Origin of the sequence: Halobellus sp. LT62, assembly GCF_037031285.1 — an archaeon.
Classification (GTDB): domain Archaea; phylum Halobacteriota; class Halobacteria; order Halobacteriales; family Haloferacaceae; genus Haloquadratum; species Haloquadratum salinisoli.
Genome location: NZ_JAYEZO010000002.1, coordinates 734,493 through 758,394 on the forward strand (window position 1 = coordinate 734,493; position 23,902 = coordinate 758,394).

At 61.6% G+C, this 23,902-nt stretch carries 22 protein-coding genes; 8 read left to right on the forward strand and 14 right to left on the reverse strand.

The window, feature by feature from the left end; all coding sequences use genetic code 11:
• Nucleotides 1–42: 42 nt before the first annotated feature.
• Together U5919_RS13055 and U5919_RS13060 are read right to left on the reverse strand one after the other, a co-directional pair.
• A complete protein-coding gene (locus U5919_RS13055) occupies nt 43–384 on the reverse strand; it encodes a DUF8022 family protein (protein WP_336024847.1) in 342 nt (113 codons plus the stop codon).
• Nucleotides 385–390: 6 nt separating this feature from the next.
• Nucleotides 391–1,935, reverse strand: coding sequence for an acyl-CoA carboxylase subunit beta (locus U5919_RS13060; protein ID WP_336024848.1), 1,545 nt, complete (start codon nt 1,933–1,935; stop codon nt 391–393).
• Between the two features lie 176 nt (nt 1,936–2,111).
• Between U5919_RS13060 and U5919_RS13065 the strand changes: the two genes are divergently transcribed.
• The 3 genes from U5919_RS13065 to U5919_RS13075 all read left to right on the forward strand — a co-directional run bounded on the left by U5919_RS13065 (nt 2,112) and on the right by U5919_RS13075 (nt 2,972).
• On the forward strand, nt 2,112–2,309 hold the full coding sequence (locus U5919_RS13065; protein ID WP_336024849.1) for an HVO_0649 family zinc finger protein: 198 nt from the start codon (nt 2,112–2,114) through the stop codon (nt 2,307–2,309).
• Between the two features lie 67 nt (nt 2,310–2,376).
• Nucleotides 2,377–2,589: an antitoxin VapB family protein gene (locus U5919_RS13070; protein ID WP_336024850.1), complete on the forward strand. Its 213-nt coding sequence runs from the start codon at nt 2,377–2,379 to the stop codon at nt 2,587–2,589.
• Nucleotides 2,586–2,972: a PIN domain-containing protein gene (locus tag U5919_RS13075; RefSeq protein WP_336024851.1), complete on the forward strand. Its 387-nt coding sequence runs from the start codon at nt 2,586–2,588 to the stop codon at nt 2,970–2,972. The genes U5919_RS13070 and U5919_RS13075 overlap by 4 nt, the downstream gene beginning before the upstream one ends.
• A gap of 143 nt (nt 2,973–3,115) precedes the next feature.
• On the opposite strand, the gene U5919_RS13080 is transcribed toward U5919_RS13075, so the two are convergent.
• Complete coding sequence (locus U5919_RS13080; RefSeq protein ID WP_336024852.1) at nt 3,116–4,549, reverse strand: sodium-dependent transporter; 1,434 nt, start codon at nt 4,547–4,549, stop codon at nt 3,116–3,118.
• A gap of 254 nt (nt 4,550–4,803) precedes the next feature.
• Here U5919_RS13080 and U5919_RS13085 point away from each other — a divergent pair, with 254 nt between their 5' ends.
• Nucleotides 4,804–5,454, forward strand: coding sequence for a potassium channel family protein (locus U5919_RS13085; RefSeq protein WP_336024853.1), 651 nt, complete (start codon nt 4,804–4,806; stop codon nt 5,452–5,454).
• 43 nt (nt 5,455–5,497) lie between these two features.
• On the opposite strand, the gene U5919_RS13090 is transcribed toward U5919_RS13085, so the two are convergent.
• The 5 genes from U5919_RS13090 to U5919_RS13110 all read right to left on the reverse strand — a co-directional run bounded on the left by U5919_RS13090 (nt 5,498) and on the right by U5919_RS13110 (nt 9,206).
• Nucleotides 5,498–6,871, reverse strand: a complete 1,374-nt coding sequence (locus tag U5919_RS13090) for a sodium-dependent transporter (RefSeq protein ID WP_336024854.1) — start codon at nt 6,869–6,871, stop codon at nt 5,498–5,500.
• A 163-nt stretch (nt 6,872–7,034) separates the two neighbouring features.
• On the reverse strand, nt 7,035–7,502 hold the full coding sequence (locus U5919_RS13095; protein ID WP_336024855.1) for a type II toxin-antitoxin system VapC family toxin: 468 nt from the start codon (nt 7,500–7,502) through the stop codon (nt 7,035–7,037).
• Nucleotides 7,495–7,779, reverse strand: coding sequence for an AbrB/MazE/SpoVT family DNA-binding domain-containing protein (locus U5919_RS13100; RefSeq protein ID WP_336024856.1), 285 nt, complete (start codon nt 7,777–7,779; stop codon nt 7,495–7,497). Before U5919_RS13100 ends, U5919_RS13095 begins: the two co-directional genes overlap by 8 nt.
• Before the next feature lie 113 nt (nt 7,780–7,892).
• The gene (locus U5919_RS13105) at nt 7,893–8,849 is read right to left on the reverse strand and encodes an NADPH:quinone reductase (protein ID WP_336024857.1); all 957 of its coding nucleotides are present in this window, start codon (nt 8,847–8,849) and stop codon (nt 7,893–7,895) included.
• A gap of 69 nt (nt 8,850–8,918) precedes the next feature.
• A complete protein-coding gene (locus tag U5919_RS13110; protein ID WP_336024858.1) occupies nt 8,919–9,206 on the reverse strand; it encodes an AbrB/MazE/SpoVT family DNA-binding domain-containing protein in 288 nt (95 codons plus the stop codon).
• A 134-nt stretch (nt 9,207–9,340) separates the two neighbouring features.
• On the opposite strand from U5919_RS13110, the gene sucC reads away from it, so the two are divergent.
• Complete coding sequence (gene sucC, locus U5919_RS13115) at nt 9,341–10,486, forward strand: ADP-forming succinate--CoA ligase subunit beta (protein WP_336024860.1); 1,146 nt, start codon at nt 9,341–9,343, stop codon at nt 10,484–10,486.
• Nucleotides 10,483–11,352 carry a succinate--CoA ligase subunit alpha gene (sucD, locus tag U5919_RS13120; RefSeq protein WP_336024862.1) on the forward strand — a complete coding sequence of 290 codons (870 nt, stop codon included), beginning with the start codon at nt 10,483–10,485 and terminating at the stop codon, nt 11,350–11,352. Before sucC ends, sucD begins: the two co-directional genes overlap by 4 nt.
• A gap of 104 nt (nt 11,353–11,456) precedes the next feature.
• Here the strand turns inward: sucD and U5919_RS13125 are convergent, their stop codons facing one another.
• The 6 genes from U5919_RS13125 to U5919_RS13150 all read right to left on the reverse strand — a co-directional run bounded on the left by U5919_RS13125 (nt 11,457) and on the right by U5919_RS13150 (nt 20,337).
• Complete coding sequence (locus U5919_RS13125; RefSeq protein ID WP_336024864.1) at nt 11,457–12,575, reverse strand: DUF7350 domain-containing protein; 1,119 nt, start codon at nt 12,573–12,575, stop codon at nt 11,457–11,459.
• Between the two features lie 166 nt (nt 12,576–12,741).
• On the reverse strand, nt 12,742–15,960 hold the full coding sequence (locus U5919_RS13130) for an oligosaccharyl transferase, archaeosortase A system-associated (protein WP_336024865.1): 3,219 nt from the start codon (nt 15,958–15,960) through the stop codon (nt 12,742–12,744).
• A gap of 74 nt (nt 15,961–16,034) precedes the next feature.
• Nucleotides 16,035–17,090 carry an NAD-dependent epimerase/dehydratase family protein gene (locus U5919_RS13135; protein WP_336024867.1) on the reverse strand — a complete coding sequence of 352 codons (1,056 nt, stop codon included), beginning with the start codon at nt 17,088–17,090 and terminating at the stop codon, nt 16,035–16,037.
• A gap of 38 nt (nt 17,091–17,128) precedes the next feature.
• Nucleotides 17,129–18,253, reverse strand: a complete 1,125-nt coding sequence (locus U5919_RS13140) for an SDR family NAD(P)-dependent oxidoreductase (protein WP_336024869.1) — start codon at nt 18,251–18,253, stop codon at nt 17,129–17,131.
• 57 nt (nt 18,254–18,310) lie between these two features.
• Entirely contained in the window at nt 18,311–19,285 is a 975-nt protein-coding gene (locus U5919_RS13145; protein WP_336024871.1) for an NAD-dependent epimerase/dehydratase family protein, read from the reverse strand.
• 41 nt (nt 19,286–19,326) lie between these two features.
• On the reverse strand, nt 19,327–20,337 hold the full coding sequence (locus U5919_RS13150) for a sugar phosphate nucleotidyltransferase (protein ID WP_336024873.1): 1,011 nt from the start codon (nt 20,335–20,337) through the stop codon (nt 19,327–19,329).
• A gap of 112 nt (nt 20,338–20,449) precedes the next feature.
• Here U5919_RS13150 and U5919_RS13155 point away from each other — a divergent pair, with 112 nt between their 5' ends.
• Both U5919_RS13155 and U5919_RS13160 read left to right on the forward strand, forming a co-directional pair.
• Complete coding sequence (locus U5919_RS13155) at nt 20,450–22,195, forward strand: flippase-like domain-containing protein (protein ID WP_336024874.1); 1,746 nt, start codon at nt 20,450–20,452, stop codon at nt 22,193–22,195.
• A complete protein-coding gene (locus U5919_RS13160) occupies nt 22,195–23,772 on the forward strand; it encodes an ArnT family glycosyltransferase (RefSeq protein ID WP_336024875.1) in 1,578 nt (525 codons plus the stop codon). Before U5919_RS13155 ends, U5919_RS13160 begins: the two co-directional genes overlap by 1 nt.
• Nucleotides 23,773–23,902 lie beyond the last annotated feature (130 nt).

The window sequence follows — 23,902 nt, forward strand, 5'->3', positions numbered from 1 at the left end:
TCTTATGTCTTTGTGCGGCGGTGTGCTTTCGATGCCGACTTCTCAGAAGCGCTCCGCTCGCGCCGCGGCCGTCCACTTCTCTCGCGGCGCGCCGTCGGGCACGCGTCGGAGGCGACGCCCACTTGTCACCTCGACGCGCCCCGCGAAGGTCCATTTCTCGCCGTTCCACGAATCTCCGGATCTGGCGGCCGCGGCGACTGCGGCGGCCGCCCGTTCGCCGTCGGCAATGTGCGCAGCCACGGCGACGGCGATGGCGGCGGCCTCCTCCTCGTCAGCGTCGTCAGGGATCGACAGGCAGTCGGCGAGGTCGGCTCCCTCGCCGGACTTGTCGACATTCTCGTCGACGACGTCGATTTCCTCGGCGGCGACTTTCTCTTCGACCATCGGCGATCAGATCGGGAGGTTCCCGTGCTTTTTGTCCGGGAGCGACTCGCGCTTCGAGCGGAGCAGTTCCAGATCGGAGACGAGCCGCGCGCGCGTCTCCGGCGGTTCGATCACGGCGTCGATAAAGCCGCGATCGGCGGCGGTGTAGGGGTTCGCGAACTCCTCTCGGTACTCCTCGATCAGCTCCTCGCGGCGCTGTTCGGGATCGTCGGCCATCGCGAGTTCGTCGCTGTAGAGGATGTTGACCGCGCCCTGCGGGCCCATCACGGCGATTTCGGCGGTCGGCCACGCGTAGTTGACGTCGGCTCCGAGATGCTTCGAGGCCATCACGTCGTAGGCCCCTCCGTAGGCCTTCCGCGTGATGACCGTCAGAAGCGGAACCGTCGCCTCCGAGTAGGCGTACAGGAGCTTCGCGCCGTGGCGGATGATCCCCTCGTGCTCTTGGTCGGTTCCGGGGAGGAATCCGGGCACGTCGACGAAGGAGACGATCGGGACGTTGAACGAGTCGCAGATCCGGACGAACCGGGCGGCCTTCTCGGAGGCTTCGATGTCGAGCGTCCCGGCGTTGACGCGCGGCTGGTTGGCGACGACGCCGACGGAGTGACCGTCGAGGCGGGCGAAGCCGACGAGGACGTTCTTCGCGAAGTTCTCGTGGACCTCGAAGAGGGAGCCCTCGTCGAGGACGCCGTCGACGACGTCGCGCATGTCGTAGGGCTTTCTGGGTTCGTCGGGGACGACAGAATTCAGCGACTCGTCGGCGCGCTCGGGGTCGTCCCACGGCTCGACGCGCGGGGGGTCCTCGACGTTGTTCGGCGGGAGATACGAGAGGAGCCGCCGGATGTCGTCGAGGGCCTCCTCCTCGCTCTCGCAGGCGAACTGCGCGACGCCCGAAGTCGAGGCGTGCGTGACCGCGCCGCCGAGGTCCTCGAAGCTGACCTCTTCTCCAGTTACGGTCTTGATCACGTCGGGTCCCGTGATGAACATGTGGCTCGTATCTTTCACCATAAAGGTGAAGTCGGTGAGGGCGGGCGAGTAGACCGCGCCGCCGGCGCAGGGACCCATAATCGCCGAGATCTGGGGCACCACACCCGACGCCTCCGTGTTCCGGCGGAAGATCTCGCCGAATCCCGCGAGCGACTGGACGCCCTCCTGAATGCGCGCGCCCGCGGAGTCGTTGAGCCCCACGACCGGCGCGCCGACCTCGACGGCCTTGTCCATTACCTTCGTGATCTTCTCGGCTAAGACCTCACCGAGTGAGCCCCCGAAGACGGTGAAGTCGTGCGCGAAGACGAACGTCTTTCTCCCGTCGACCTCGCCGTAGCCGGTCACGACGCCGTCGCCCGGAAGCTGTTTTTCCTCCATCCCGAAGTTGTGGTTTCGGTGGGTCCGGAGCTGGTCGATCTCGCTGAACGTCCCGTCGTCGAGGAAGTAGTCGATCCGCTCGCGGGCGGTCATCTTGCCCTTGTCGTGTTGGGCCTCGATGCGCGCCTCGCCGCCGCCTTTCAGCGCGCGCTCGCGCTTCTCGCGTAGCTCCTCGATACGGTCCTCCATCGTCACGTCGGACCACCTCCGATCATCGTCCCGTACGTACCGACGGGAGGCAAAAGGGTTTCCGCAATCCGATAAGGGAAGGTTCGTCGAACGTCGATAATTCTCGCGAGAGCGGCAATTACAATTAAAAAATGATTATATTTATCGGGATGGGGATCGTGGTAGACAGTAGCACAATGGCGAGCGCGTACAGATCTCCGTTCGAGCGGCTGAAGACGCGGTACAGCGATGTCGACCTCGTCTGTCCGAAGTGCGGCTACGACGACGACGACGGCGAGTGGCAGGCCGTGACGACGGGTCACGTCGTCCAGTATCGTCACATCTGCCCGAGTTGCGGCGCGATCCGTCGGCGGACCATCTCACTCGGGCACTGACAGTTCACCGCGCCGCGGTACCCCGCCGAAACACCGAAGTCGATCGGATGTATACACCGATGTATAAATGGCTGATAAAACTATTCGAGTGTCCGAGAAGACGTGGCGAAAACTCCGGGCACGAAAGCGGGGAGATGAGAGCTTCGAGGCGGTGATCGAGCGAGAGTTAGAAGACGACGATCCACTCGCTGGTTTCGGCGCGTGGAGTGACACCACCATCGACGAGTCGGTCCGAGCGGTCAAGCGAGAGATGGACGAAGATTTCGAAGCAGGGCCGTGAAGGTTCTCGACAGCAGCTTCTGTGCCGATTTCCTTCGCGGCCGAGAGTCAGCGAAAGCGTACCGTCTCGACCACCGCGACGAGAGTATGATTCTCACGTCCATCGGCTACTACGAACTGTATCACGGTGCGGTGAAAGAAGGCCGCAACCCGGCGCTCGTCGAGGACGATCTCCCGTGGGTCGACTACCTCGAATACGAACGGTCACACGCGCTCGAAGCCGCGCGGATCCGTCAAGAACTGGAATCGAGCGGGCAGCGGATCCAGCATCCCGATATGATGATCGCCGGTGTCGCCCGATCGCTGGACGTTCCTGTCGTTACTGCCGACGGTGGGTTCGAACACATCGACGGGCTCGACGTCGAGAACTACCGTCGGCTCTGATCGCTACTAAAATCCGCGTCGGTTCTTCGATCTACGATCTACAGATAAACAAGGCGAGTGCCTCGGGGTCGTCCGAAACGGCGTAGCCGTTTCGTGATGACGAGAGACTGTAGGTCTCTCGAACCACTTGACCCCGAGGCGGTTCACACCAGCGACCGATCGGTCCGGACGCCGAGGAACGCCGCGGCACCGACGAGGACCGCGACGCCGACCGTGGGCCAGAAGCCGATGCTCGCGTCGACGCCGAACGTCGTCAAGAGCGTGAAGAGGAGGAAAATCGGGAGCACGACGCCGGCGGCCAAGAGCCACGGCGTCGCGAGCGCGTCCGTCAGTCCGCCCGCACCGGAACGGAGCTCCGCGACGGCGTCGCGACCCATCACCCAGCCGACGAAGACGAGCACCGCGGCCAGCCCGGCCGTCAGCAGGGTGTCGACGAGCGGCCCCGCGACGAAGCCGAAGACGCCGACGCCCGCGACGGTGGGGTTGATCGCGCAGATTCCGCCGGTCACGACCACCGCGACGGTAACGAGCGTGACCGCCTGCGGCCGCGAGAGACCGTACTCGTCGACGAGGAACGAGACGGGAATTTCGAGCATACTGATCGACGAGGAGAGCGCCGCGAGCACGACCACGCCGAAGAACGCCGTCGCGACGAGCGCGCCGGCCGGGAGTTGGGAGAACGCGCCCGCGAGACCGACGAACAGCGCGCCGGGGCCGGGTGCGGTCTGCGTGGGGTCGACGCCGAGCGAGAACAACAGCGGGAAGACGACGAGTCCCGCGAGCACGCCGACGAGCGTGTTGAGGACGGCGATGACGGTCCCGTCGAACGGCAGCGAGCGGTCCTCGTCGATGTACGAGGCGTAGGTGATCATCGTCCCCGCCCCGAGCGAGAGCGTGAAGAGCGCCTGTCCGGCCGCGGGCGCGAGCACGTCGAAGAAGTTCGCGCGGACCGTCGCGACGTCGAAGCTGAGGTAGAACGCGTAGGCCTCGGCCGCGCCGGGACGCGTTCCGGCCCAGACCGCGAGGCCGATCAGGAGCGCGAGTACCGCGGGCATCATCACTTTCGTCCCGAATTCGATCCCGCGGCGGACGCCCGCGTAGACGACGAGCGCGGTCAGTCCGAGAAAGAGCAGATGAAAGCCGAGCGCGTCGAGTCCGGCAGAAGCAGCGCCGAAGTAGGCTCCGGGTTCGGAGAAGTACGCGGGCTGTGCGCCCGCGAGTCCGAGCGCGCTCTCGCCGAAGTACCGGAGGATCCACCCGCCGACGACGCTGTAAAACGAGATCAGCGCGATGGCGGTGACGACGTAAAAGACGCCCCAGAGCCCCCACGTTTTGGAGCCAGAGAGATCCCGTAACGCGCCGACGGGGCTCTTCTTGCCGCGTCGACCGACGACGAACTCCCCGAGTAAGCCGGGGACGCCGACGAGCAGTACGATGCCGAGATAGACTAATAAAAAGGCGCTGCCACCGTTGTCGGCGGTCACCCACGGGAATCGCCAGATGTTCCCGAGGCCGACCGCCGATCCCGCCGCGGCGAGGATGAAGCCCGCGCGCGTCGCCCACGTCTCACGTGTCATTTCCTCTCAGTCCACCGCTCGCGAGTAAGTGACTTTCGGACCGCATCTCTCTCAAATGGCCGATAGGACGGACGTTCGTGACGAATTCGACGGATCGTCTCGAAAAATCGATAGCTGTCTCGCAAATTCGGCGAGTCGATTCATCCCGAATATCGACGTCACGAGGGCGTCGAGACGACCCGCTGTGCGTCGCCACTTGAAGACCATCAGTTACTCGGGTGGACGCTTATTCTCTCCCACTATAATGAACAACTATGACTGATGCGGAGCACGTCGTGATCGCCGGGAGCGGACGAGTCGGACATCGGGTCGCACAGCACTTCGCCGACCGCGGGCGTGCGGTGACCGTCATCGATCCCGACCCGAACGGGGCGATCGAGGGCGAAGAAGTCGAACTCATCGAGGGCGACGCGACGAAGCCGTCGGCGCTCGAAGCGGCCATCACTGATCGGACGGGCGTCGTCGGCGCGCTCACAGACAGTGAAGACACGAACCTCGTGGTCTGTATGGCCGCCAAGCGGTACGCGACGGGGCTCCGGACCGTCGCCCGTATCGAAGAGCGCGCCGGCGACGAGTACGAGGAGTTCGTCGACGAAGTGTACTTCCCCGAGCGCGCCAGCGTCCGCGCGGCGGTCAACGCACTCACCGGCAGCGACGTTCGTACGTTCGAGGAGGTGACTGGCGAGCTCGAAGTCCTCGATATTCGAATCGATTACGACGCGCCCGCCGCGGGGGAAGTCGTCTCGGACGCGCTCCCGGAGGGCTCGGTCGTCATCGCCGAATCCGGCGGGCACGTCGCCGTCCAACACTCGACGACACTGGTGAACGGACGTCGCTATCTCATCGCTGCGGACCGCGACGTCGTCGGCGAGGTCATCGAGCAGTGTCGTGGCGAGCGTTCGTAGCACGACTGCGATTCTCCGGAGGAAACAGTCGGTTGCGGCCCGCTTACAGCGGCGGGACGATCGCCGGACTCTCCGCGAAGAACAGCGTCTGGACGCCGAGCGCCAGCGTGAGAACCACGCCGAGGACGACGACGGTCCGAACGAGCCACAGCCACGTGAGGCCGACGCCGCTCCCGACGGAGGAGCCCGAGAGGAGTTCCTCGACGGCAGGGCGACCGTACACCCAGCCGATGAAGAGGAGAATTCCGAGCACCGACAGCGGGAGCAGCAGTTGGTACGCGAGGTTGTCGAACCACGTGAGCCACGCGGTGTCCCACGCCGAGGGGATGCCGAGCAGGAAGATGAGGCCGCCGAGCGCGGCGGCGACCTGCGGGCGGTTCGCACGGTAGTTGTCGACGACGTAGGAGGTGACCACTTCCAGCAGGCTGATCGCCGACGACAGCGCCGCGATCAGGACCACCGCGAAGAAGACCGCGCCGACGAGTCGGCCGGCCGGAAGCTCCGCGAACGCGGTCGCGAGGCTGACGAACAGCGCGCCCGCGCCGCCGCTTCCGGGCTCGATGTCCTGCACGAACAGCAGGGGGATGACGACGAGGCCGGCGAGGACGCCGACGGCGCTGTTGAACACGACGACGGTGATGCTGTCGCCGAAGAGGCTCTGATCCTCGCCGACGTAGGAGGCGTAAGTGATCATCGCGCCCATCCCGAGCGACAGCGAGAAGAACGCCTGACTCACCGCGAAGGGGATGATCTCCGTGAGCGGGCCGCTAAAGGACGGGAGCGGGTCGAAGGAGACGCTCAAGCTGAGCTGGGAGAGGTCGGGCGAGAGGAAGTAGCTGTAGCCCGGTCCGGCCCCCGGAAGGGTGAACACCCAGACGGCGAGCACGCCGAGAATGACGACGATGCTCGGGACCATCAGCTTCGTCGCCTTCTCGATTCCGTCCTTGACGCCGCCCGCGACGATGGCGATGACGAAGGCCATAAACACCGCGTGTAGCGCGAGCGCTTCGGGACCGGCCGAGACCTGTCCGAAGTACTCCCCCGGAGCGGCGAAGTACGCGCCGGTGAGACTGCCGCCGATGTAGCGGAGCACCCACCCGCCGACGACGCTGTAATACGACAGGATCCAGAAGCCGGTCGCGACGCCCAACACCCCGACCCACTTCCAGCTGCGGTGTCCCAGTTTCTCGAACGCACTGATGGCGTTCAGGTTGCTCTTTCTCCCGATGACGAACTCCGCGAGCATCGCCGGGAGCCCGATTCCCAGCGCGGCGACCAGATAGACGACGAGGAACGTCGCCCCGCCGTACTCGGAGGTTTTGAAGGGAAACTGCCAGATGTTTCCCAGTCCCACTGCCGAGCCGACGGCCGCGAGGATGAAGCCCGCGCGCGTCGCCCACGTCTCTCGTTGACTCATATCGGCTCCGACTAATCAGTGGGGAAGTGATAAGACACGCGATTATCGGCCGCGACCGGCGTGAAAAGTGTACACACACGTCTCAGAACGAACAGTTCTGTACGTTCGTCGAGAGTGGTTCAATAGGTTTCCCTATCACCGCCGCGTTTCGAGGGAAGCGAGATCAACGGCTGAGATACTGGTTCAGCTCACGGAATTGATCGGACGAGAGAATCACCTCAGTCTCGAATGCATCAAATCTCTCGAAGTCGTCATCAATCGTCAAGACAGTATTTACACCCTCCTCAATCGCTACTCCCGCGTAGTAGCCGTCCCACCCGCCGACATTCGCATCGCTGGCTTGGGAGAACGCGTTTCGGACGACAGTGTGGGTGATTTCGTCGTGCCAATGGATCCGTTTCGCATCCAAGAAATTCTGCAAAAGTCGAGACGCCTCCGCATTCGAGCGTCCGTAGTACGTCGTCAAGACGTTATGGGCCCCGATTACTGCGGGATTTGGAACGACAACATCAATCTCACCGAGGATTCCCGCTTGGACGTATTCGAGTGCAGCATCGCGAACTGGGGCGTCCGTGTGAGCGAGCGCGATTACTCCAACGTCGAAGAGATACGGGCCATCCAACTCACTCATCGCCGTCTCGCTCCGCACCGCTTCGAACAGCGTCTCTGTGTCTCTGGGCGATCGGATCGAGATCTGCATCGAGTGGTCTGGTCTCCTCACTCGCAGGCGAGGTATCCGCAACGAGCTCTTCCATTCGCTCGATGATCTCTTGGGGGTCGTCTTCCGGTTCGACGATCGCTTTCCCGTCCTCCTCGTGAACCGTCACCTCGGTCCCGGGATCGATACCGAGCCGCTCCCGCACGCTCTGTGGGAGGACGATTCGCCCTTTTGAATCCACTTTTGCCATATTCCCACTTACGGTGGGAATTAGTATAATTGTGTTGCTCAGAGCGACTAGACACCCGTCGCCTCCGCAATCGTAGAAATCGAAGCGTATCGGTCTTCCCCAAAGCGAACCGTCTACGGCGTGACGACCAATTTCCCGAGGAAGCTGTCTTCCAAGACGGCACGCTGCGCTTCGGCGGTCTCGTCGAGGTCGTACGTCTCGTAGATCACGGGTGCAACTTCGCCGCGTGCGCAGAGATCGCCGAGCCGTGCTAACACCGCGCCGATGTCGTCGGCGTTGTACATCGACATGAACTGATAGCGGATCTCCTTGCCCTTCGTGATCCCGATGTCGTCGAACGAGCCGTTGGAAGTGTCGTTGCCGATGCCGACCACGCGCGCGGCGGGGTTCGCGACGTTCGCGTTGAATTGGAGGTACTGATCCATATGCAGGTCGATGACGACGTCCGCGCCGCCGGCGTCGACGACGGCCTCTTCGAGATCGTCGCGCGAGTAGTCGAACACCTCGTCCGCGCCGAGGGATTCGAGGTCCGCGGCGTCTTCGGGCGAGGCCGTCGCGTGGACGCGCGCGCCCATCGTCTCCGCGAGTTGGATGGCGACGTGGCCGACGCCCCCGCTGCCGCCGTGGACGAGCACCGTTTCGGCGGGCTCGGCCGCGGCGTGGTGGACGAGCGCCTGCCACGCGGTCGTCCCGACGAGTGCGAGTGCCGCGGCGGTCTCGAAATCGACCTCGTCAGGAAGATGTGCGAGGTTGCCTACGGGGGCCGCAACGGCCTCCGCGTACGAGCCGGGACGGCCGTTCCCGAGTCCCGTCCCGAACACGCGGTCGCCGACCGCGAACGCATCGACGCCGTCGCCGACGGCGTTGACGACGCCCGCGACGTCCGAACCGCCGATGAACGGGAGGTGGGGCACGGGATATTCGCCCTCGCGGAAGTACGTGTCGACGGGGTTGACCGCGGCGGCCTCGACGTCGACGACGACCTCGCCATACGCTGGTTCGGGCTCGTCTACCTCGTCAACCGTCAGTACCTCGGGTCCGCCGTGCTCGTGGAATCTGACTGCGCGCATATGGTGCGGCGTTCGGGCGGCCGGCGATTAAATGGGCCGGAACCGGACGGACGTCGCGGTCATCCTCCCTCAGTCATCGCGCTCGGTCGTTCCGTCGGTCTGTCGAAAAAGGGCGTCGCCCGCGTCTGTTGGCGTCGTGTCCTTCCACTCGCGACGTCCCGATGTTGCGGTTTCCAGTTTCGCGCTCGGCTTTGGATTGATTGTTAGTATCGACCCGACGAGCGTCGCGGGGATCTCGTCATCTGGTTCGATTCCTAACTGCTCTTGGATCCCCTTCGGGAGCGTAATCCGTCCTTTGTCATCCACTTTGAGTCTGAGTTGCTTCTCGGGATTTGTACTGGACGACGCTTTTCCCATATTTACTCTCCTATTTTTCATTCAGATGCGCGGATATATTCAACGCGCCTCGGCCGGTGATTCGATTGAAATCGCCGTCGCACAGAGAGCGAAATCGACGGGCTTTATGCGCGCGCACGCCGCATTCTCGGACGATGCGCTTACACGAATACCAGGCGAAGCAGGTCTTCGCCGACGCCGGTATTCCGGTACCCGAATCGCACCTCGCGACCACTGTCGAGGAGGTCGTCGAGGCGGTCTCGGAGATCGGATTCCCGGCGGCGATCAAAGCACAGGTGCACGTCGGCGGACGGGGCAAGGCCGGCGGGATCAAGATCGCGACCAGCGAGGAGGAGGCCCGGCAGTACGCCGACGAGATTCTCGGGATGGACCTCAAGGGGTACACCGTCGAGAAGGTCCTCGTCGAGGAGGGAGTCGACTTCGAGAACGAACTCTACGTCGGAATCACGATGGACCGCGGCGAGGGCGAGCCCGTCGCGATGGTCTCTACTGAAGGTGGGGTCGACATCGAGTCCGTCGCCGAGGAGACGCCCGAAGCGATCGCCCGCGAGCACATCGACCCCGCGTTCGGTCTCCATCCCTATCAGGCGCGGAAGGTCGTCTACGACGCCGGGATCCCCCGGGGCGTCGCCGGCGACGTCGCCTCGATCCTCTCGACGCTCTATGATCTCTACGAGTCGAGGGATGCTTCGGAGATCGAGATCAACCCCGTGATGATCACCGCGGATCGGGAAGTGGTCGCCGCCGACGCCGTGATGAACATCGACGAGGACGCGCTCTTTCGGCAACCGGACCTCGCGGAGATGGAAGACGAGGCCGCCGCCGACGAGCTCGAGGCGAAGGCCAACGAGTACGGCTTCGACTACGTTCGACTCTCGGGGAACGTCGGCATCATCGGCAACGGCGCGGGCCTCGTGATGACGACGCTCGACCTCGTCGATCACTTCGGCGGGAAGCCCGCGAACTTCCTCGACATCGGTGGCGGTGCGAAGGCCGAGCGCGTCGCGAACGCCCTCGATATGGTGTTCGCCGACGAGAACGTCGACGCGGTCGTCTTCAACATCTTCGGTGGTATCACCCGCGGCGACGAGGTGGCGAAGGGGATCAACGAGGCGCTCGAATCCTTCGATGAGATCCCGAAGAAGGTCGTCGTCCGCCTCGCCGGCACCAACGCCGAGGAGGGGATGGAGATCCTCAACACCGATCTCGTCGAGGTCGAATCGACGCTCGAAGACGCGGTACAGCGAGCGGTCGAGAACGCACAGGAGGCAGGACAATGAGCATCTTCGTCGACGACGACACGCGCGTTGTGGTACAGGGAATCACCGGTGGGGAGGGCAAGTTCCACACCGAGCAGATGATCGAGTACGGCACGAACGTCGTCGCGGGCGCGGTCCCCGGCAAAGGCGGCCAAGAGGTCGCGGGCGTCCCCGTCTACGACACGGTCGATCAGGCCGTCGAAGCCGAGGACGCCGACGCCTCGGTTGTGTTCGTCCCGCCGGCCTTCGCCGGCGACGCGGTCTTCGAGGCCTTGGACACCGATCTGGATCTCGCCGTCGCCATCACCGAAGGCATTCCGACGCAGGATATGGCGAAGGTCAACAAGCGTCTTTCGGAGGTCGATACCCGTCTCATCGGTCCGAACTGTCCCGGGATCATCACGCCCGGCGAGGCGAAGTTGGGCATCCTCCCCGGCAACATCTTCGAGTCCGGCGACGTGGGGCTCGTCTCCCGCTCGGGGACGCTGACCTATCAGGTCGTCTCGAATTTAACTGAAAGAGGCATCGGCCAGACCACCGCCATCGGCATCGGCGGCGACCCGATCATCGGGACGTCGTTCGTCGACGCGCTGGAGGCCTTCGAGGCCGATAGTGAGACAAAGGCGGTCGTGATGTGCGGCGAGATCGGCGGCGAGGACGAAGAGCAGGCCGCGAAGTTCATCGCCGAGAATATGGACACGCCCGTCGCGGGCTTCATTGCCGGCCGCACCGCGCCGCCGGGCAAGCGGATGGGGCACGCGGGCGCGATCGTCTCCGGATCGGGCACTGGGACTGCAGCGTCGAAGATCGACGCGCTCAACGACGCGGGCGTCCCCGTCGGCGACACGCCGAACGAGGTCGCCGACTACATCGAAGACTTCCTCTAGCGACGGGATCTCTCGCAGAACGGCCGTCCTTTCGCTGCTTCTGTTCTTTTCTCTCTGCACTCTCAGACGCAGAAGCACCGCGAAACCGAAGATCTACTGCGACGTCACGAAACCGTCAGCGACGCGCTTTCGGACTCGAAGAACGCGGTCTCGTAGCCGTCGTGGCGAGCGATTTGGGGAACGGTCGTGATCGAGAGCGTCACCTCGTCGCCGTCGCGGAGGTCGACGCCGAAATGGGGTGCGCCGTAGTGATAGCCGACCTCCGGATCCAGCGTCGATGCGAGCGCCTCCTCGAAAACAGTGTCGCCGCCGCGCGCCACCGTCGCCTGTACGCCCATCATCGGGAGGACGATCCCGTTGTGGGGCGTCCGCGCGACGGCGTAGAAATAGGGATCCGATCCGAAGCGAGACTCGGTCTCGCCCCCCGAGGCGATGACTCCGTCGAAAACGACGTCGCCGACGCGGACGCGTCGGAGGTGTCGACCCGGGAGCGACGCCATCTCGACGGCGCGTCCGACCGGAACGTCCCCCATCTCCATCGGCGGGATGGCTCCCCGCTCGCCGGCGTTCTCCGGTTCGGAGATAGAGATGTCGGACAGCTGGGCGGGATCGAACTCGAAGGGGATCACGGCCGTCTCTGCAGACTCGAACGCCCCCGCGAAGCCGCCCGTGCATCGCAGCGAGACGCCGCCGATTTGCACGTGCGCTTCGTACTCGCCCGCACCGTCGAGCGCGTAGTTGTCGCCGTAGTGCATCCCCATCTGCTGGGAGAGCATCGGATACGCGATCTCTTGGGTGACAGTCTCCCCGCTCTCGTTCCGGATCTCGATCGTCAGCCCCGAATCGATCGGCAGCGCCATCCCCGTCTCGGTGTCCCACAGCGACGCCATCAGGTGGACGTCGTCGTCGGCCTCGACGACCGTCTTCGACGTCTCGCTGCCGGTGAGCGTCCAGAAGCGATGCGGATAGGAATACATAAGCGCGACGCCGTAGCGACCGGCCGTCGTTCGCCCGTACATCCCCATTCCCTCCGTGACGGCGGGCACGTAGACGGCGTCCGGCCGGTCCGAGGCCAAGGGCGGGTCACGCCACGCGGACTGCCGCTCGAATCCGAGCGTCTGGAGGCACCCGGCGGTGCCGACAAGTCCTCCCGCCGCGAGCGTTCCGAGAAACGCGCGGCGAGTCGGACCCGCCCCCGACGACGGCTGTGGAGAACCTCTCATTTCTCGATGCGACGTTACGCCCCGACAGTGATGACGGTTCCGACGGTTCCCGTCCACGGGGAATTCTCCGGAGCAAGTCCGTCGTTTCCGGAGCAAATCTGTTGTCGCCGACCCCGACTACACCGAGGTCGTTGCCGACGGAGAATCTACTTGTTATCAGTTCGGGTTAGCTCGCCCGGGCAACGTCAGTCTCGACCGTCGACGCGGTCAACCGCTGGGTTTCGTCGGTGCTCCCGCTCGAATCGTCAGTGCTTCCGGAGCCGTCGGTCGAGCTGTCCGATGAGCCGTCGTCGGTCGAGCCGTCGTCACCGGAGCCGCCGCCGATCTGCAGCTCCTGTTCGTTGCGTTCGAGTTCGACACTCGTGGTGCCGTCCTCAGCGCCGTTGACGTCGCCCTCCGAGACCGAGAGGTTCGACTGGTAGGTGACGATCGAGCCGTTCTCGAACTCCCCGGGCGAGGAGATCGTGTACGGGCCGGTGGCGCGAACGCTGACGTTCGTGTAGCCGTTATCGGGTCCGTACTCGTCGTAGCCGGTCGTCGAGTACGGCAGCGTCATCTCGAAGTTACCGTTCTCGTCGGTTTCGGCGCGCTGGGTGTAGGTGAACGTCGAGTTCGTGTTGGGGATGCGCAGCTCGGTCTGGGCGGTGACGTTGGTGTTCGCGGGCGCGCCGCTGCCTTCGACCGTCGCCCCGGGCACGCGCTCGAACGTCTTCACCCACGCGGGGTTACTCGGCACGGTCGCCTGCGGGTTGATGCCGGCGACCTGTGAGTCCTGTGCGGTCGTTCGGAGGATCGAGTTGGCTCCGGAGGTGTCGCTCACGTGCGCGAGGCGGTAGTGTTCGAGCGCCTCCACGCGCTCGGTCGGGTACTGTCCGACGCCGCCGATCTGCGCGGAGCCGTCCTCTTCGACGTACGCCTCCGCGGCGCTCATATTGTCGAACGTTCGGACGAAGGTGTTCTCACCTTGGGCGTTGGCCGGGACGGTTATCGAGTCGCCGCCCTGCGTTTGGACCTCTCGCTCCTCCCAGTCGAAGACGATCGGCGAGGGTGAGCGAGCGCTGCCGTGGTAGTAGTACAGCTTCGTCATCGTGCTGTCGTAGAAGCGGTCGGTGCGCATCGAGGTCGTCCCGACGAACCGCCCCTCGTTCTCGTCGTCGAAGCGGTACATCGTCCGGATGAAGTCCTCGCGGGAGACGTTCTCTTCGGCGTCGTAGAACACCGTCGGCGCGCCGAACTTCGAGCCCGGCGTCGCCATCTGCCAGTCGACCATCACGTAACGGGTCTGGTCGCCCTCGGTGCTCTGGGAGGTGAGGACCTCTTCGGATTGGGTCTCGTTCGGCGCGAGCAGGAAGTTCGCGGCCTCAGTCGCACCCTCTTGGAACGGGTTGGCGTTCGGGATGCGCTCGCCTTCGACGGTGATCCAGTGGCCGTAGTCCCACCACGACATCACGCCGTAGGCTCCCTCGGGGTACTCGAAGTCCTCGGTTCGCTCGTAGGTGCCGTAATAGTCGAGTTGGTCGGCGTTACCCGCGCCGCCGAGGTTCCCCTCTTCGGGCGTGTTGCCCTGCATCCACTCGAGGGACTCGTCCCAGACGGTGACCGCGCCGGGGCCGTTGTTCTGGGCGGACTCCCACGCGGGCGACGTCTGGGTGTTGCCGACGGAGATCGGGATCGCGAGCGCGGGACCGAGAATCAGGAGGACCGAGGCGACGATCGCCAGCACTTGGTAGCCGTCGATGTCGTCGACGGCCTCGCGCGCGGACGTGTCGAGGTCGACCCACGAGAGGATCTGCCCGAAGAGGTACGCGTTGAACACGGCGACGACGATCGCGAGGTAGTAGTTGAAGCGAACTTGGGTGAACGCCATCGCGGTGATGAACACCGCCCAGACGACGAGGAAGAGGTGTTCGGATTCGTATTTCGTGATGAAGGTCGCGCCGACGATGAGCGCCGAGACGATCAGGAGTCCGGCGACCTGTTCGTCGATGCCGGTGACTGACTCGATTCCGTCGGGGATCGCCGGGATGAGGAACAGGAGTGCCACAATCGCGAGTGAACCAGCGATGTAGCCGTACGCTCTGGTGGTTCCTTTCTTGGCGAGCGGCTTCGCGTGGAGCCAGATCGCAGCGAGGAGTCCCGTGAAGAACGTCAGGCCGTACTCGATGGAGATCCGGCCAGCGGCGTCGACGCCGTAGCGCTGGAGGCTGCTCGGCGCGATGAACGGTTGCGCCTCGCCGATGGTTCGGGTGGCGGCGTTGGCGGAGAAGCCGACGATGCGGAGGAGGTTGTTGACCGTGTATCCGACAATGTCGATCGGGAGAAGTATCAAGATTCCAATCCCGATCACGCTGAGACCACTAACCGCTACAGGATAGAGGGTAGTATCGAGATCGGTAGTTTCCCAGACACGTGCGAGCCACGATAGGGCGATGACGGCAGTAGCCACACCAAAAGCCGCCCCCGGCTGAAGCAACGATGGGATTGTCGTATTCGGATCGAGCTGATCGATAACGAGAAGCGACATTACCGTCACGACGAGCATACTCGTCGCGACGACGAATGCGGTGGGTTCCGGCGTTTGATCGTTGACTACGGCGCTCGTGATCTTCACGAGCGCGAAAACGCCGATGATGCCGATCAAAAAGACCGCAGGAGGCCACGTCCAAAGATAGATCCCGATAAGGAATCCGGCGAGGAGGCTCCATTTCAGCGGCTCTCCGATCGTATCGATTTCTTGGTTTTCGATGATTTCCTCGTAGATCACTTCCCAGACGGGCATCGACTCTTTAGCTCGCGCGAGTGCGATGACGAATGCGGCGACGGACAATCCCATCGCCAAGGGTTCGATCCCGTTGTGATCGGCGACGCCGACGAGCGAGCGACTGAGGAACGAGCCGGGCAGAAGCAGGAGGACGACCGCTCCGAAGATGCCCGCGAAGCGTCCCGAGAGTCGCTTACCGATGAGGTACACAGGAATCGCGGTGAGCGCTCCGGCCACCGCAGGAGACACGAGAAGGGTCTTGGCGACCAACTCTTGGCTAGGAGAACCGAGACCGATAATCAGCGCGGCGGTAGCGACAATCTGGTCGTAAAGCGTCCCGAACTGGCCGACGAACGTTCCGTAGGGGAAGTTCGTCCACGGGTCGAACGGCATCGTGGAGGGCCAGTTCTGGACGGTGTACACCGTGGCTCTGAAGTGATACCACGCGTCGTTGCCGGAGAAGAACACCTCTCCGTCACGGATGAAATTACTGTACGACTGGAGTCGGATGGCGAGCATCGCCACCACTACCACGACTAACGCGGGGACGTGGTACCAGTCCTCGAGAATATCGAGTACTGACTGCGAGGGTATACCCTCGCTATCATCGTTGTCTGCACTCATTGGTGTGGACGTCTTGGAAAGAGCGAATAAGCCTTGTGAAGTGAGGTTTCACTCAGCGCCACGAACGGTGAGGGTTATCTGTCGTCGTACCAGTCAACGAACCGTTCGATTCCCGCAGCAAACTCTACTTGCGGCTCCCAGTCTAACTCTTCACGGGCGCGAGAGATGTCGGAGACGTACACTTTCTGGTCTCCTTCCCGCCACTCGTCGAACGAGAGATCCGGCCGGGACCCGGTCTTCTCTTCGAGGAGATCGAGAAATTCGAGCAGGCTCGTCGTGTTTTCTTCTCCCCCGCCGATGTTGTACACTGCGGGCTTTCCCTCGGGATCGGAGAGGAACGCGTCGTACGCTCTGATCAGATCTTTCACGTAGAGCACGTCTCTTACCTGCTTGCCATCTCCGAAAATCGTGAGCGGCTCGTCGCGTAGTGTACTAATCGCAAAGTGTGCGACCCAGCCTTGGTCTTCGTTTCCGAACTGACGCGTTCCGTAGATGCAACTCATTCGGAATGCGGCCGCGTCAACCTCGCCGCGCTCAGCGTAATCTTGAACGTACAGATCCGCAGCGAGTTTCGACACGCCATACGGCGTATGTTCGCAGTCGTCGATGGATAGCGTCTCGGGAATCCCCCGGTCGTACTCCGGGTCGTCGTACCAGTAGCGACTGCCCTCCTCGCGAACCGGGATCTCGTTCACGTTGTCGCCGTAGACCTTGTTGGTGGATGCGAGAACGACAGCCGGGTCGCTGTCTGCTTTTCGCGCCGCTTCGAGTACGTTAAACGTTCCCTCGGCGTTAACCTCGAAATCAGTTCGCGGATCGGTCAGCGAGGCGGTCACGGCGACCTGTCCGGCCGTGTGGACGATCGCGTCGTGTCCTTCGACGACCGACTCCAATCGCTGCTGATCGCGAATGTCCGCTTCGAGGAGCGCTACCTCGGGGTAGTTCTCTTCGATATACTCCCAGTTGTACGCGGCCGTATTTCGGGTTTCGTCGGCTTTTTCGAGGGTTTCAACGCGGCTCAGATTATCGAGTGCCGTCACATTTGCGCCACGTTCGGCGTAGTATTCGACTGCGTGGCTCCCGACAAACCCCGCGCCACCCGTCACTAGAACGTTCTTGGGATTGCTCATACGTATGCCTCAGACAAGTGCGTGAAATCAGTTTCTCATCAGTCTTCGCCGACGAGCCCCTTCGCTTCGAGTTCGGCGTGTGCCTCCTCGAATCGGTCTTCTGCATCCCGTTTGCGTCCCCACTCCACCAGTTCGCGCATCCCCTGCTCGAAGCCGACCTCGGCCTCGAACCCGAGCTCATCGGCCGCGAGCGACGGGTCCGCGAAGCAGTGGCGGATATCCCCCTGTCGGAAGTCGTTGGCTATCTCAGGAGACAGTTCGTCTTCCTTCCCGTACAGTTCGATGAGCGTCTCCGCGATTTCGTTGATCGAGACGGGACTTCCGGTTCCGATGTTGACCGCGACGTCCGACGCGTCGGATTCCATCGCGAGTCTGTTCGCCCGTGCGACGTCGCTCACGTGGATGAAATCGCGCGTCTGCTCGCCATCCTCGAAAATGAGTGGTGGGTTATCGTTCTTGATGCGGCTCGAAAAGATCGCACAGACGCCCGTGTAGGGATTGTCGAGGGACTGCCGGCTCCCGAAGATGTTGAAATACCTGAGCGCGACGGCGGGAATGTCGTACGCGCGGCAGACCGAGAGCGTGAGCTCTTCTTGATCCTTCTTCGAGATGGCGTAGACGCTCGTACTCTCTCGGGGTTTCGACTCCGTCGTCGCAACGGGCTCCAATTCCGCGCCGCACTCGGGGCAGATATGCTCCCACTGCCCTTGCTTCATCTGTTCTTCTTCCCGTAGTGACGGATGTCTGAGTTCGTCCTCCTCGGAGCACCGATACGTTCCCTCCCCGTAGATCGACATCGAGGACGCGACGACGACCTTTTCCAGCTCTATCTCCTCGTTGACGATGATATCGAGAAGCCGTGCGGTCGCCAGTGTATTGACCTCAACGTACTCTTCGATCTCGTACATCGACTGGCCCACGCCAACCGCGCTGGCCTGATGGTTGAGGACGTCGGCATCTTCGAGTAGCTCTGTCATCAACTCTCGGTCGCGGACGTCGCCCCAGACGTACTCCGCCTCCTCGTTGAGATACTCGGGCTCACCGTCGTGGACTTGTTCGGTGAGATTGTCGACGACTGTCACGTCGTACCCTTCGTCGACGAGTTCGTCGACGAGGTGACTCCCGATGAAGCCCGCGCCACCAGTGACAAGGACGTTCGTCATACCTACGCCTCCGGAGGCATCATTCAAAAAGGCACTCTTCTAGCCTACGGGCGGCCGCTATTTTGATGAGCTGTCGGACGCTAACTGCGGGTTCAGTTGGTTTTCGAAGTAGGGAACCGTTCGTTCGAGTCCCGTTTGTAGCGAAACGGTCGGTTCCCAATCAAGCATCGCCTGCGCTCTGGAGATGTCCGGTCGTCGGACTTCCGGGTCATCTTCCGGGAGTTCCCTGTAGGTAATCTCCGAGGCAGTATCGACGACTTCGAGGACGATCTCGGCCAATTCTCGGATCGTGATCTCGTTGGTATTACCCAGATTAACCACGTTGCCAGCCGCCATCCCTCCCGGGGCGTCGGCGAACGCTCGAATCCCATCAATCAGATCCGAGACGTAGCAGAAGCTTCGCGTCTGAGAACCGTCACCGTAGACCGTCAGATCGTCACCGGAGAGCGCCTGTGAGAGAAAGTTCGGAATGACGCGCCCGTCGTTCGGACGCATTCGCGGCCCGTACGTATTGAAGATGCGGACAGTTCGGATGTCCATCCCGTACTTCCGCTCGTAGGCCACGGCGAGCGCCTCCGAGAACCGCTTCGATTCGTCGTACGGAGCGCGGGGCCCTCTGATGTTGACGTTTCCGTGGTACGTCTCCGTTTGCGGATGTTCCTCTGGATTTCCGTACACTTCGCTCGTGGACGCGATGATCGATCTCGCGCCATATTCACGAGCGCACTCCAGCGCGTTCTTCGTCCCCTCGCTGTTGGTCAACGCAATTTCGACGGCGTGGGTACCGAAGTCCTCCGGGCTCGCACGCGACGCAAGGTGGTAGACGATATCGACGTCATCGAACGCCGGGAAGGGTTCTCTGACGTCGTGGTTTTCGATCGCGATGTCGGCAGTCTGCAGGTGCGCGAGATTCTCCGGCCGTCCGCTTCCGTAGTTATCCAGAACAGTCACCCGATAGTCGTCTTCCAGCAGATCGTCGACGAGATGACTGCCGAGGAATCCGGCTCCCCCTGTGACAACTGCGTGTCTCATTAGTATAGTAGAATTACTTGGTACGTTTCGTTCTATCGGTTCTAGAGATTGATGCTGCTGTTATCCCCGATGTTGAGGTGGTTAGGCTCTCCGTCTACCTCAGCGTTGCTCCCGACGATGCTTTCCTTGAGGTTTACTCCTTCAAGAGCGGCATCCTGTCCGACGATGCTGTCGGTCACAATACTCTGTTTGATCGTCGTCTTGTCGTCGATACTCACGTATGGTCCAACGACGCTGGATTCGATCGAGACGTCCGAGCCGATGTCGACCGGGGGGATCACGACAGAACTATCGGTTCGATCGCTCGACTTGGACTCGTTTCGCTCCAGCAGTACTCGATTCGCTTCGAGCAACGTGTCTGGACGGCCGCAGTCGTACCACTCTTCGACCTCGAACGTTCGAAGTGAGCTTCCCCCCTCGATCATCCGCTGGAGTGCGTCGGTCAGTTGGTACTCGTCTCCCGCGCCACGGTTATCGTTTCTGACGAGGTATTCGAGCGCGTCGAACAGCGCATTCGAATTTTCGACGACATACACACCGCTGATAGCGAAGTTCGACGGCGGGTCGTCGGGCTTTTCGACTAACTGTACGATCTCCCCGTCGCCGTTCTTCTCGACGACGCCGTAGTGGCTCGGTTCGGCGACGCGCTTCACCCCGATGCTTCCGTCGGTCTCCGGGAGCGCATCGTGCGCCTCGAGGAACGTGTCGTATCCGTTCTCGAAGAGCATATCGCCGAGCGCGATGAACAGCTCGTCGCCGCGAGCGATCGATTCGGCTTGGTAGATGCTGTGGCCTAGGCCCTCGGCCTGTGTTTGTTCGACGAATTCGAGCTCGAACTCTCCGGTGAATTCGTCTTCGGCGTACTCGACGATCTGGTTCTTCATCGCCCCGCCGACGACGATTATCACCTCGTCGATGGGGGTACTACCAATGCTCTGAAGGATATGCCCGAGAATCGGACGTCCCGCCAGCCGAACCATCGCCTTCGGCTTCGTGTGCGTCTGCGGGTAGAGCCGTGTTCCCTGCCCCGCGGCGGGGATTATGGCCTTCATAGGCCGGAGGTCACGTTGACCCATCTAAAACCCTCCGCATTTTTGACTTATCGATTTTTTCGATCCATCAATACAACAAGGCTTTTGAATAGGCTTTTGGATCATACTGTCAATGAAGGTCTCGCTGGTGGTCCCCGCACACAATGAGGCGGGGAATCTCAATCGCTTGGTCGAGCGTATCGTTTCTACTCTTTCCTCGCCCGAGTTTCCGCACGAACTCGAGATCGTCTTAGTCGACGACAACAGCACCGACGACACCCCGACGATCGTCGACCGGCTGGCCGCAGATTACGACGTGGTTACAGCCGTTCATCGAACAGGCGACGGTGGTTTCGGAAAGGCGATCAAAACGGGACTTCAGTACGCGTCGGGAGACGTGCTTATTCCATTTATGGGAGACCTCTCCGACGACCCGGCGGACGTTCCGAAGTTGGTGGAAGCCATCGAAAACGGATACGATGTCATCTATGGCTCCCGGTTCGCGAAGGGGGGATCAGTCGAGGGATATCCGCCGCTCAAACTCCTGTATAACCGCGCATTCAACAATTTAATCCGTCTCTCGTTCGGAATCCGCGCTCGTGACGTCACGAACGCCTTCACCGCCTATCGGCGGGAAGTGATCGAGGAACTCGATGTCGATACGCTCGATTCGGAGAGCTTCGACCTCACCGCGGAACTTCCCCTTCGAGCCCACATCCTCGGTTTCAGGAGTACGGAGGTCCCCGTCTCGTGGCGAAGCCGCGACGAGGGAGTGAGTAAACTCGACGCGACGCAAAAAGGGCCGCTCTATCTCAAGCGACTGGTCCATATGTTCGTTATCGGCAACGGCGTCGCGTTGAAGGACCTCTTCGATTCGATCGTCAGCGGATCGGTCGCAAGGATCGTCGGTGCGGCGGCGCTCGGAGTGTTTATTTTAGTCGCTCTGTTCTCGCTATCCGGCTTCGAGGGGGTCTTCGAGGAGATCACGAACGCGAACGTGGGCTGGTTGGCGGTCGGTGGGGCCGCCTATCTCGCCTCCTTTACATTCAGGACGTGGCGCTATCGGGTTCTCCTGCGAGCTGCTGACTCTCTGGCCTCTAGAGGCGGCGTATTCAGGAGCATCCTCGTCGGGTGGTTCGTGAACTTTATTCTCCCCGCCCGTGCGGGCGACGCTGCACGAGCACTCGCGCTCAAATCTACGGAGGATGTTCCCATCAGTACCGGTGGGGGACTCGTCGTCGTCGAACGGGCATTCGATATGTTCGTTCTCGGCAGTGCTATGGTCTTCGTCTCTCTCTTGTTCGTCGACGTCCCGCGTGCAGGATATCTCTCCGGAGCCGCATTCGCGATCGCAGCCGTCCTCATCCTCGGACTCGTCGTGCTAGCTTACGCGGGAGACAGCCTCGTGGATCGGTTCAGCGATCGGATTCCACGGCTCGCAGAGGGCCTCCTCAACCTCAGGCAGATGCTCCGGAAGTTGGCGACGAACCCGTTTGCGTTGGTCCTCTCCGGGATGTTGTCGATCCCCGTCTGGATCCTCGAAGCGAGCACGATTTACTTCAGCGCTCGTGCGGTGGGATTGGATCTGACCGCCGTTATCACGGTGACTACCGCAGTCGGAGCGTTCGTCGCACAGGCGGTTCCACTCACACCCGCGGGAATCGGGACGTACGAGGCGACCATTACTGCGATTCTATCGCTGTTCGGCGTTCAAGCTTCCACTGCGACTAGCCTCGGTCTGGTGGATCACTTCGTCCGCGTCGCACTCATTTACGTCGTGGGTGCGATAAGCCTCGTTCACGTCGGATTCCGTTCACGTGCCTACTTTCGAGACCGTGACGACGACCACACTCGGACGCAGGTTTCGGGGGACCGATAATGCGGAAACACTGGAACGCACTCGCCAAAGAAACGCGTTGGGTGATACTGCTCGCCGTCGGGTTTGTCCTGTTTCGGGTCGGTATCGCGTCACTGTCCGGGTTTGGCTTTCACCAAGGGTGGAACGAAGGCCACTACGCGTTGATCGCATCCGGCTTTCTGGATCATCCCTTAGTTCCGCGGTACGGTGACAATTTCGTCTACAACGTCCCACCGCTATTTCCGTATGCAGTCTCCGCTTCGTTCCTGCTGTTCGGCGAATCCGTGTTAGCGGCTCGACTTCCGAGTATTCTCGCTACCGGCGGACTGATCATAGCGACGTACGAGCTCGGTCGGGAGGTGTTCGGAGATCGATCCACCGCTTTGGTTGGGGCGCTCATCTTTGCCACGCTCCCGTACGTCCAACTGTTCGGCGGACGAGCGCAGACGGATATGCTGATGGTGTTCTTCGTCACTACTTCGGTGACAGCGATCGTTAAAGGATATCGGCGTCAGATATACTATCGACGTTGGATAGTTGTCGGGGCTGCGTCGTTCGCCGCCGCTGTGGCGACGAAACAGCCCGCGCTTGCTGTGTCCGGGATCGTCTTTTTCTGGTTACTGGGTAATCGGCGATTTGACAGGGATGCGATTCGACGAACTGCACTTTTGATCGCTACAAGCGCAATCTGTTTACTTCCTGTTGCTGGATGGTTCTATCTGAATTACGTTACTGCGCCAGCAGCGTTCGTCGCAGACTGGGAACACGAGCTCCTCTCGCGAACACCTCCCTTTGCCAACGTGCGTCTCCTCGTAGCGATCGCATTTGGACTCGGTGTCACTCCGCCCGTGATTTTTGCTAGTACAGTCGGCTTCTTTACCGATATTCGTGATGCGTTTGAAGGATCCCGAATAAACCTCACTGGGGATAAGGGGCCATCAATCCTACTTTGGTGGCTTCTCTTTTACGGAATCTTTGTCCTTGTGCGAACGCCTCACGGTCATCAGTATTACGCGGTCATTCTCACTCCCCCGATTGCATTAATCTCTGCGCAGGGAATTCAAGCAATAGCAACTCGATTTGATGGTCTGAAAGGCTATGGTCGCAAATCTGTTCGAGTTGTATTGATCGTATTTGTTCTCTCCTCAACGGTTGCTGGTACCGTGGTGCTATTCGAACTGTCTGGAGAGTTTTCCGCTGCGAATGGAGGGGGAACGACCATCGCTTCAGAGGCAGGCGATTTTGTGATCGAAGAAACTGCAAGTGATGCCACCATTCTCGTTTCCAATGGATACGCCCCACCGCTGAAATGGTATGTCAAAGACGACCGCTCTGTGGAACAAGTTGAAGCATATCACGTTTCTTCGTTAACTAAACAGAGGATACAATCAACAATTTCGGAGAGTGAAGGTGCTGTGTACGTGGTCTTACCCTCTCCCTCTTGGGGGAAACTCCCTGCCGAGAATTCTGAGGAAATATATCATACTGCTCCGTACCGATTTACGCTTGCATCTTACGTGGGCGATTACGTTGCAACCGACTCAAAATTCACTTTCTATCTTAACGATCGTCGGCTTGTGATCTACAGGGTGGAATAGCTACCCTATCCAGTGGATACTGAGTCACAGTTTCAGCAAATCACGAAGTGGTTCTATAGTAGCGTTTGAACTGATCGCTCATCTGACCACACGCTGTTGTGGATCGAGTGAGTGAAGAGATACAAACGCT

Excerpts from the sequence above, each read along its gene's own strand:
- U5919_RS13055 (WP_336024847.1), bottom strand. The coding sequence starts at position 384 with ATGGTCGAAGAGAAAGTCGCCGCCGAGGAAATCGACGTCGTCGACGAG.
- U5919_RS13060 (WP_336024848.1), bottom strand. The coding sequence starts at position 1,935 with ATGGAGGACCGTATCGAGGAGCTACGCGAGAAGCGCGAGCGCGCGCTG.
- U5919_RS13065 (WP_336024849.1), top strand. The coding sequence starts at position 2,112 with ATGGCGAGCGCGTACAGATCTCCGTTCGAGCGGCTGAAGACGCGGTAC.
- U5919_RS13070 (WP_336024850.1), top strand. The coding sequence starts at position 2,377 with ATGGCTGATAAAACTATTCGAGTGTCCGAGAAGACGTGGCGAAAACTC.
- U5919_RS13080 (WP_336024852.1), bottom strand. The coding sequence starts at position 4,549 with ATGACACGTGAGACGTGGGCGACGCGCGCGGGCTTCATCCTCGCCGCG.
- U5919_RS13085 (WP_336024853.1), top strand. The coding sequence starts at position 4,804 with ATGACTGATGCGGAGCACGTCGTGATCGCCGGGAGCGGACGAGTCGGA.
- U5919_RS13090 (WP_336024854.1), bottom strand. The coding sequence starts at position 6,871 with ATGAGTCAACGAGAGACGTGGGCGACGCGCGCGGGCTTCATCCTCGCG.
- U5919_RS13095 (WP_336024855.1), bottom strand. The coding sequence starts at position 7,502 with ATGAGTGAGTTGGATGGCCCGTATCTCTTCGACGTTGGAGTAATCGCG.
- U5919_RS13100 (WP_336024856.1), bottom strand. The coding sequence starts at position 7,779 with ATGGCAAAAGTGGATTCAAAAGGGCGAATCGTCCTCCCACAGAGCGTG.
- U5919_RS13105 (WP_336024857.1), bottom strand. The coding sequence starts at position 8,849 with ATGCGCGCAGTCAGATTCCACGAGCACGGCGGACCCGAGGTACTGACG.
- U5919_RS13110 (WP_336024858.1), bottom strand. The coding sequence starts at position 9,206 with ATGGGAAAAGCGTCGTCCAGTACAAATCCCGAGAAGCAACTCAGACTC.
- sucC (WP_336024860.1), top strand. The coding sequence starts at position 9,341 with ATGCGCTTACACGAATACCAGGCGAAGCAGGTCTTCGCCGACGCCGGT.
- sucD (WP_336024862.1), top strand. The coding sequence starts at position 10,483 with ATGAGCATCTTCGTCGACGACGACACGCGCGTTGTGGTACAGGGAATC.
- U5919_RS13125 (WP_336024864.1), bottom strand. The coding sequence starts at position 12,575 with ATGAGAGGTTCTCCACAGCCGTCGTCGGGGGCGGGTCCGACTCGCCGC.
- U5919_RS13130 (WP_336024865.1), bottom strand. The coding sequence starts at position 15,960 with ATGAGTGCAGACAACGATGATAGCGAGGGTATACCCTCGCAGTCAGTA.
- U5919_RS13135 (WP_336024867.1), bottom strand. The coding sequence starts at position 17,090 with ATGAGCAATCCCAAGAACGTTCTAGTGACGGGTGGCGCGGGGTTTGTC.
- U5919_RS13140 (WP_336024869.1), bottom strand. The coding sequence starts at position 18,253 with ATGACGAACGTCCTTGTCACTGGTGGCGCGGGCTTCATCGGGAGTCAC.
- U5919_RS13145 (WP_336024871.1), bottom strand. The coding sequence starts at position 19,285 with ATGAGACACGCAGTTGTCACAGGGGGAGCCGGATTCCTCGGCAGTCAT.
- U5919_RS13150 (WP_336024873.1), bottom strand. The coding sequence starts at position 20,337 with ATGAAGGCCATAATCCCCGCCGCGGGGCAGGGAACACGGCTCTACCCG.
- U5919_RS13155 (WP_336024874.1), top strand. The coding sequence starts at position 20,450 with ATGAAGGTCTCGCTGGTGGTCCCCGCACACAATGAGGCGGGGAATCTC.
- U5919_RS13160 (WP_336024875.1), top strand. The coding sequence starts at position 22,195 with ATGCGGAAACACTGGAACGCACTCGCCAAAGAAACGCGTTGGGTGATA.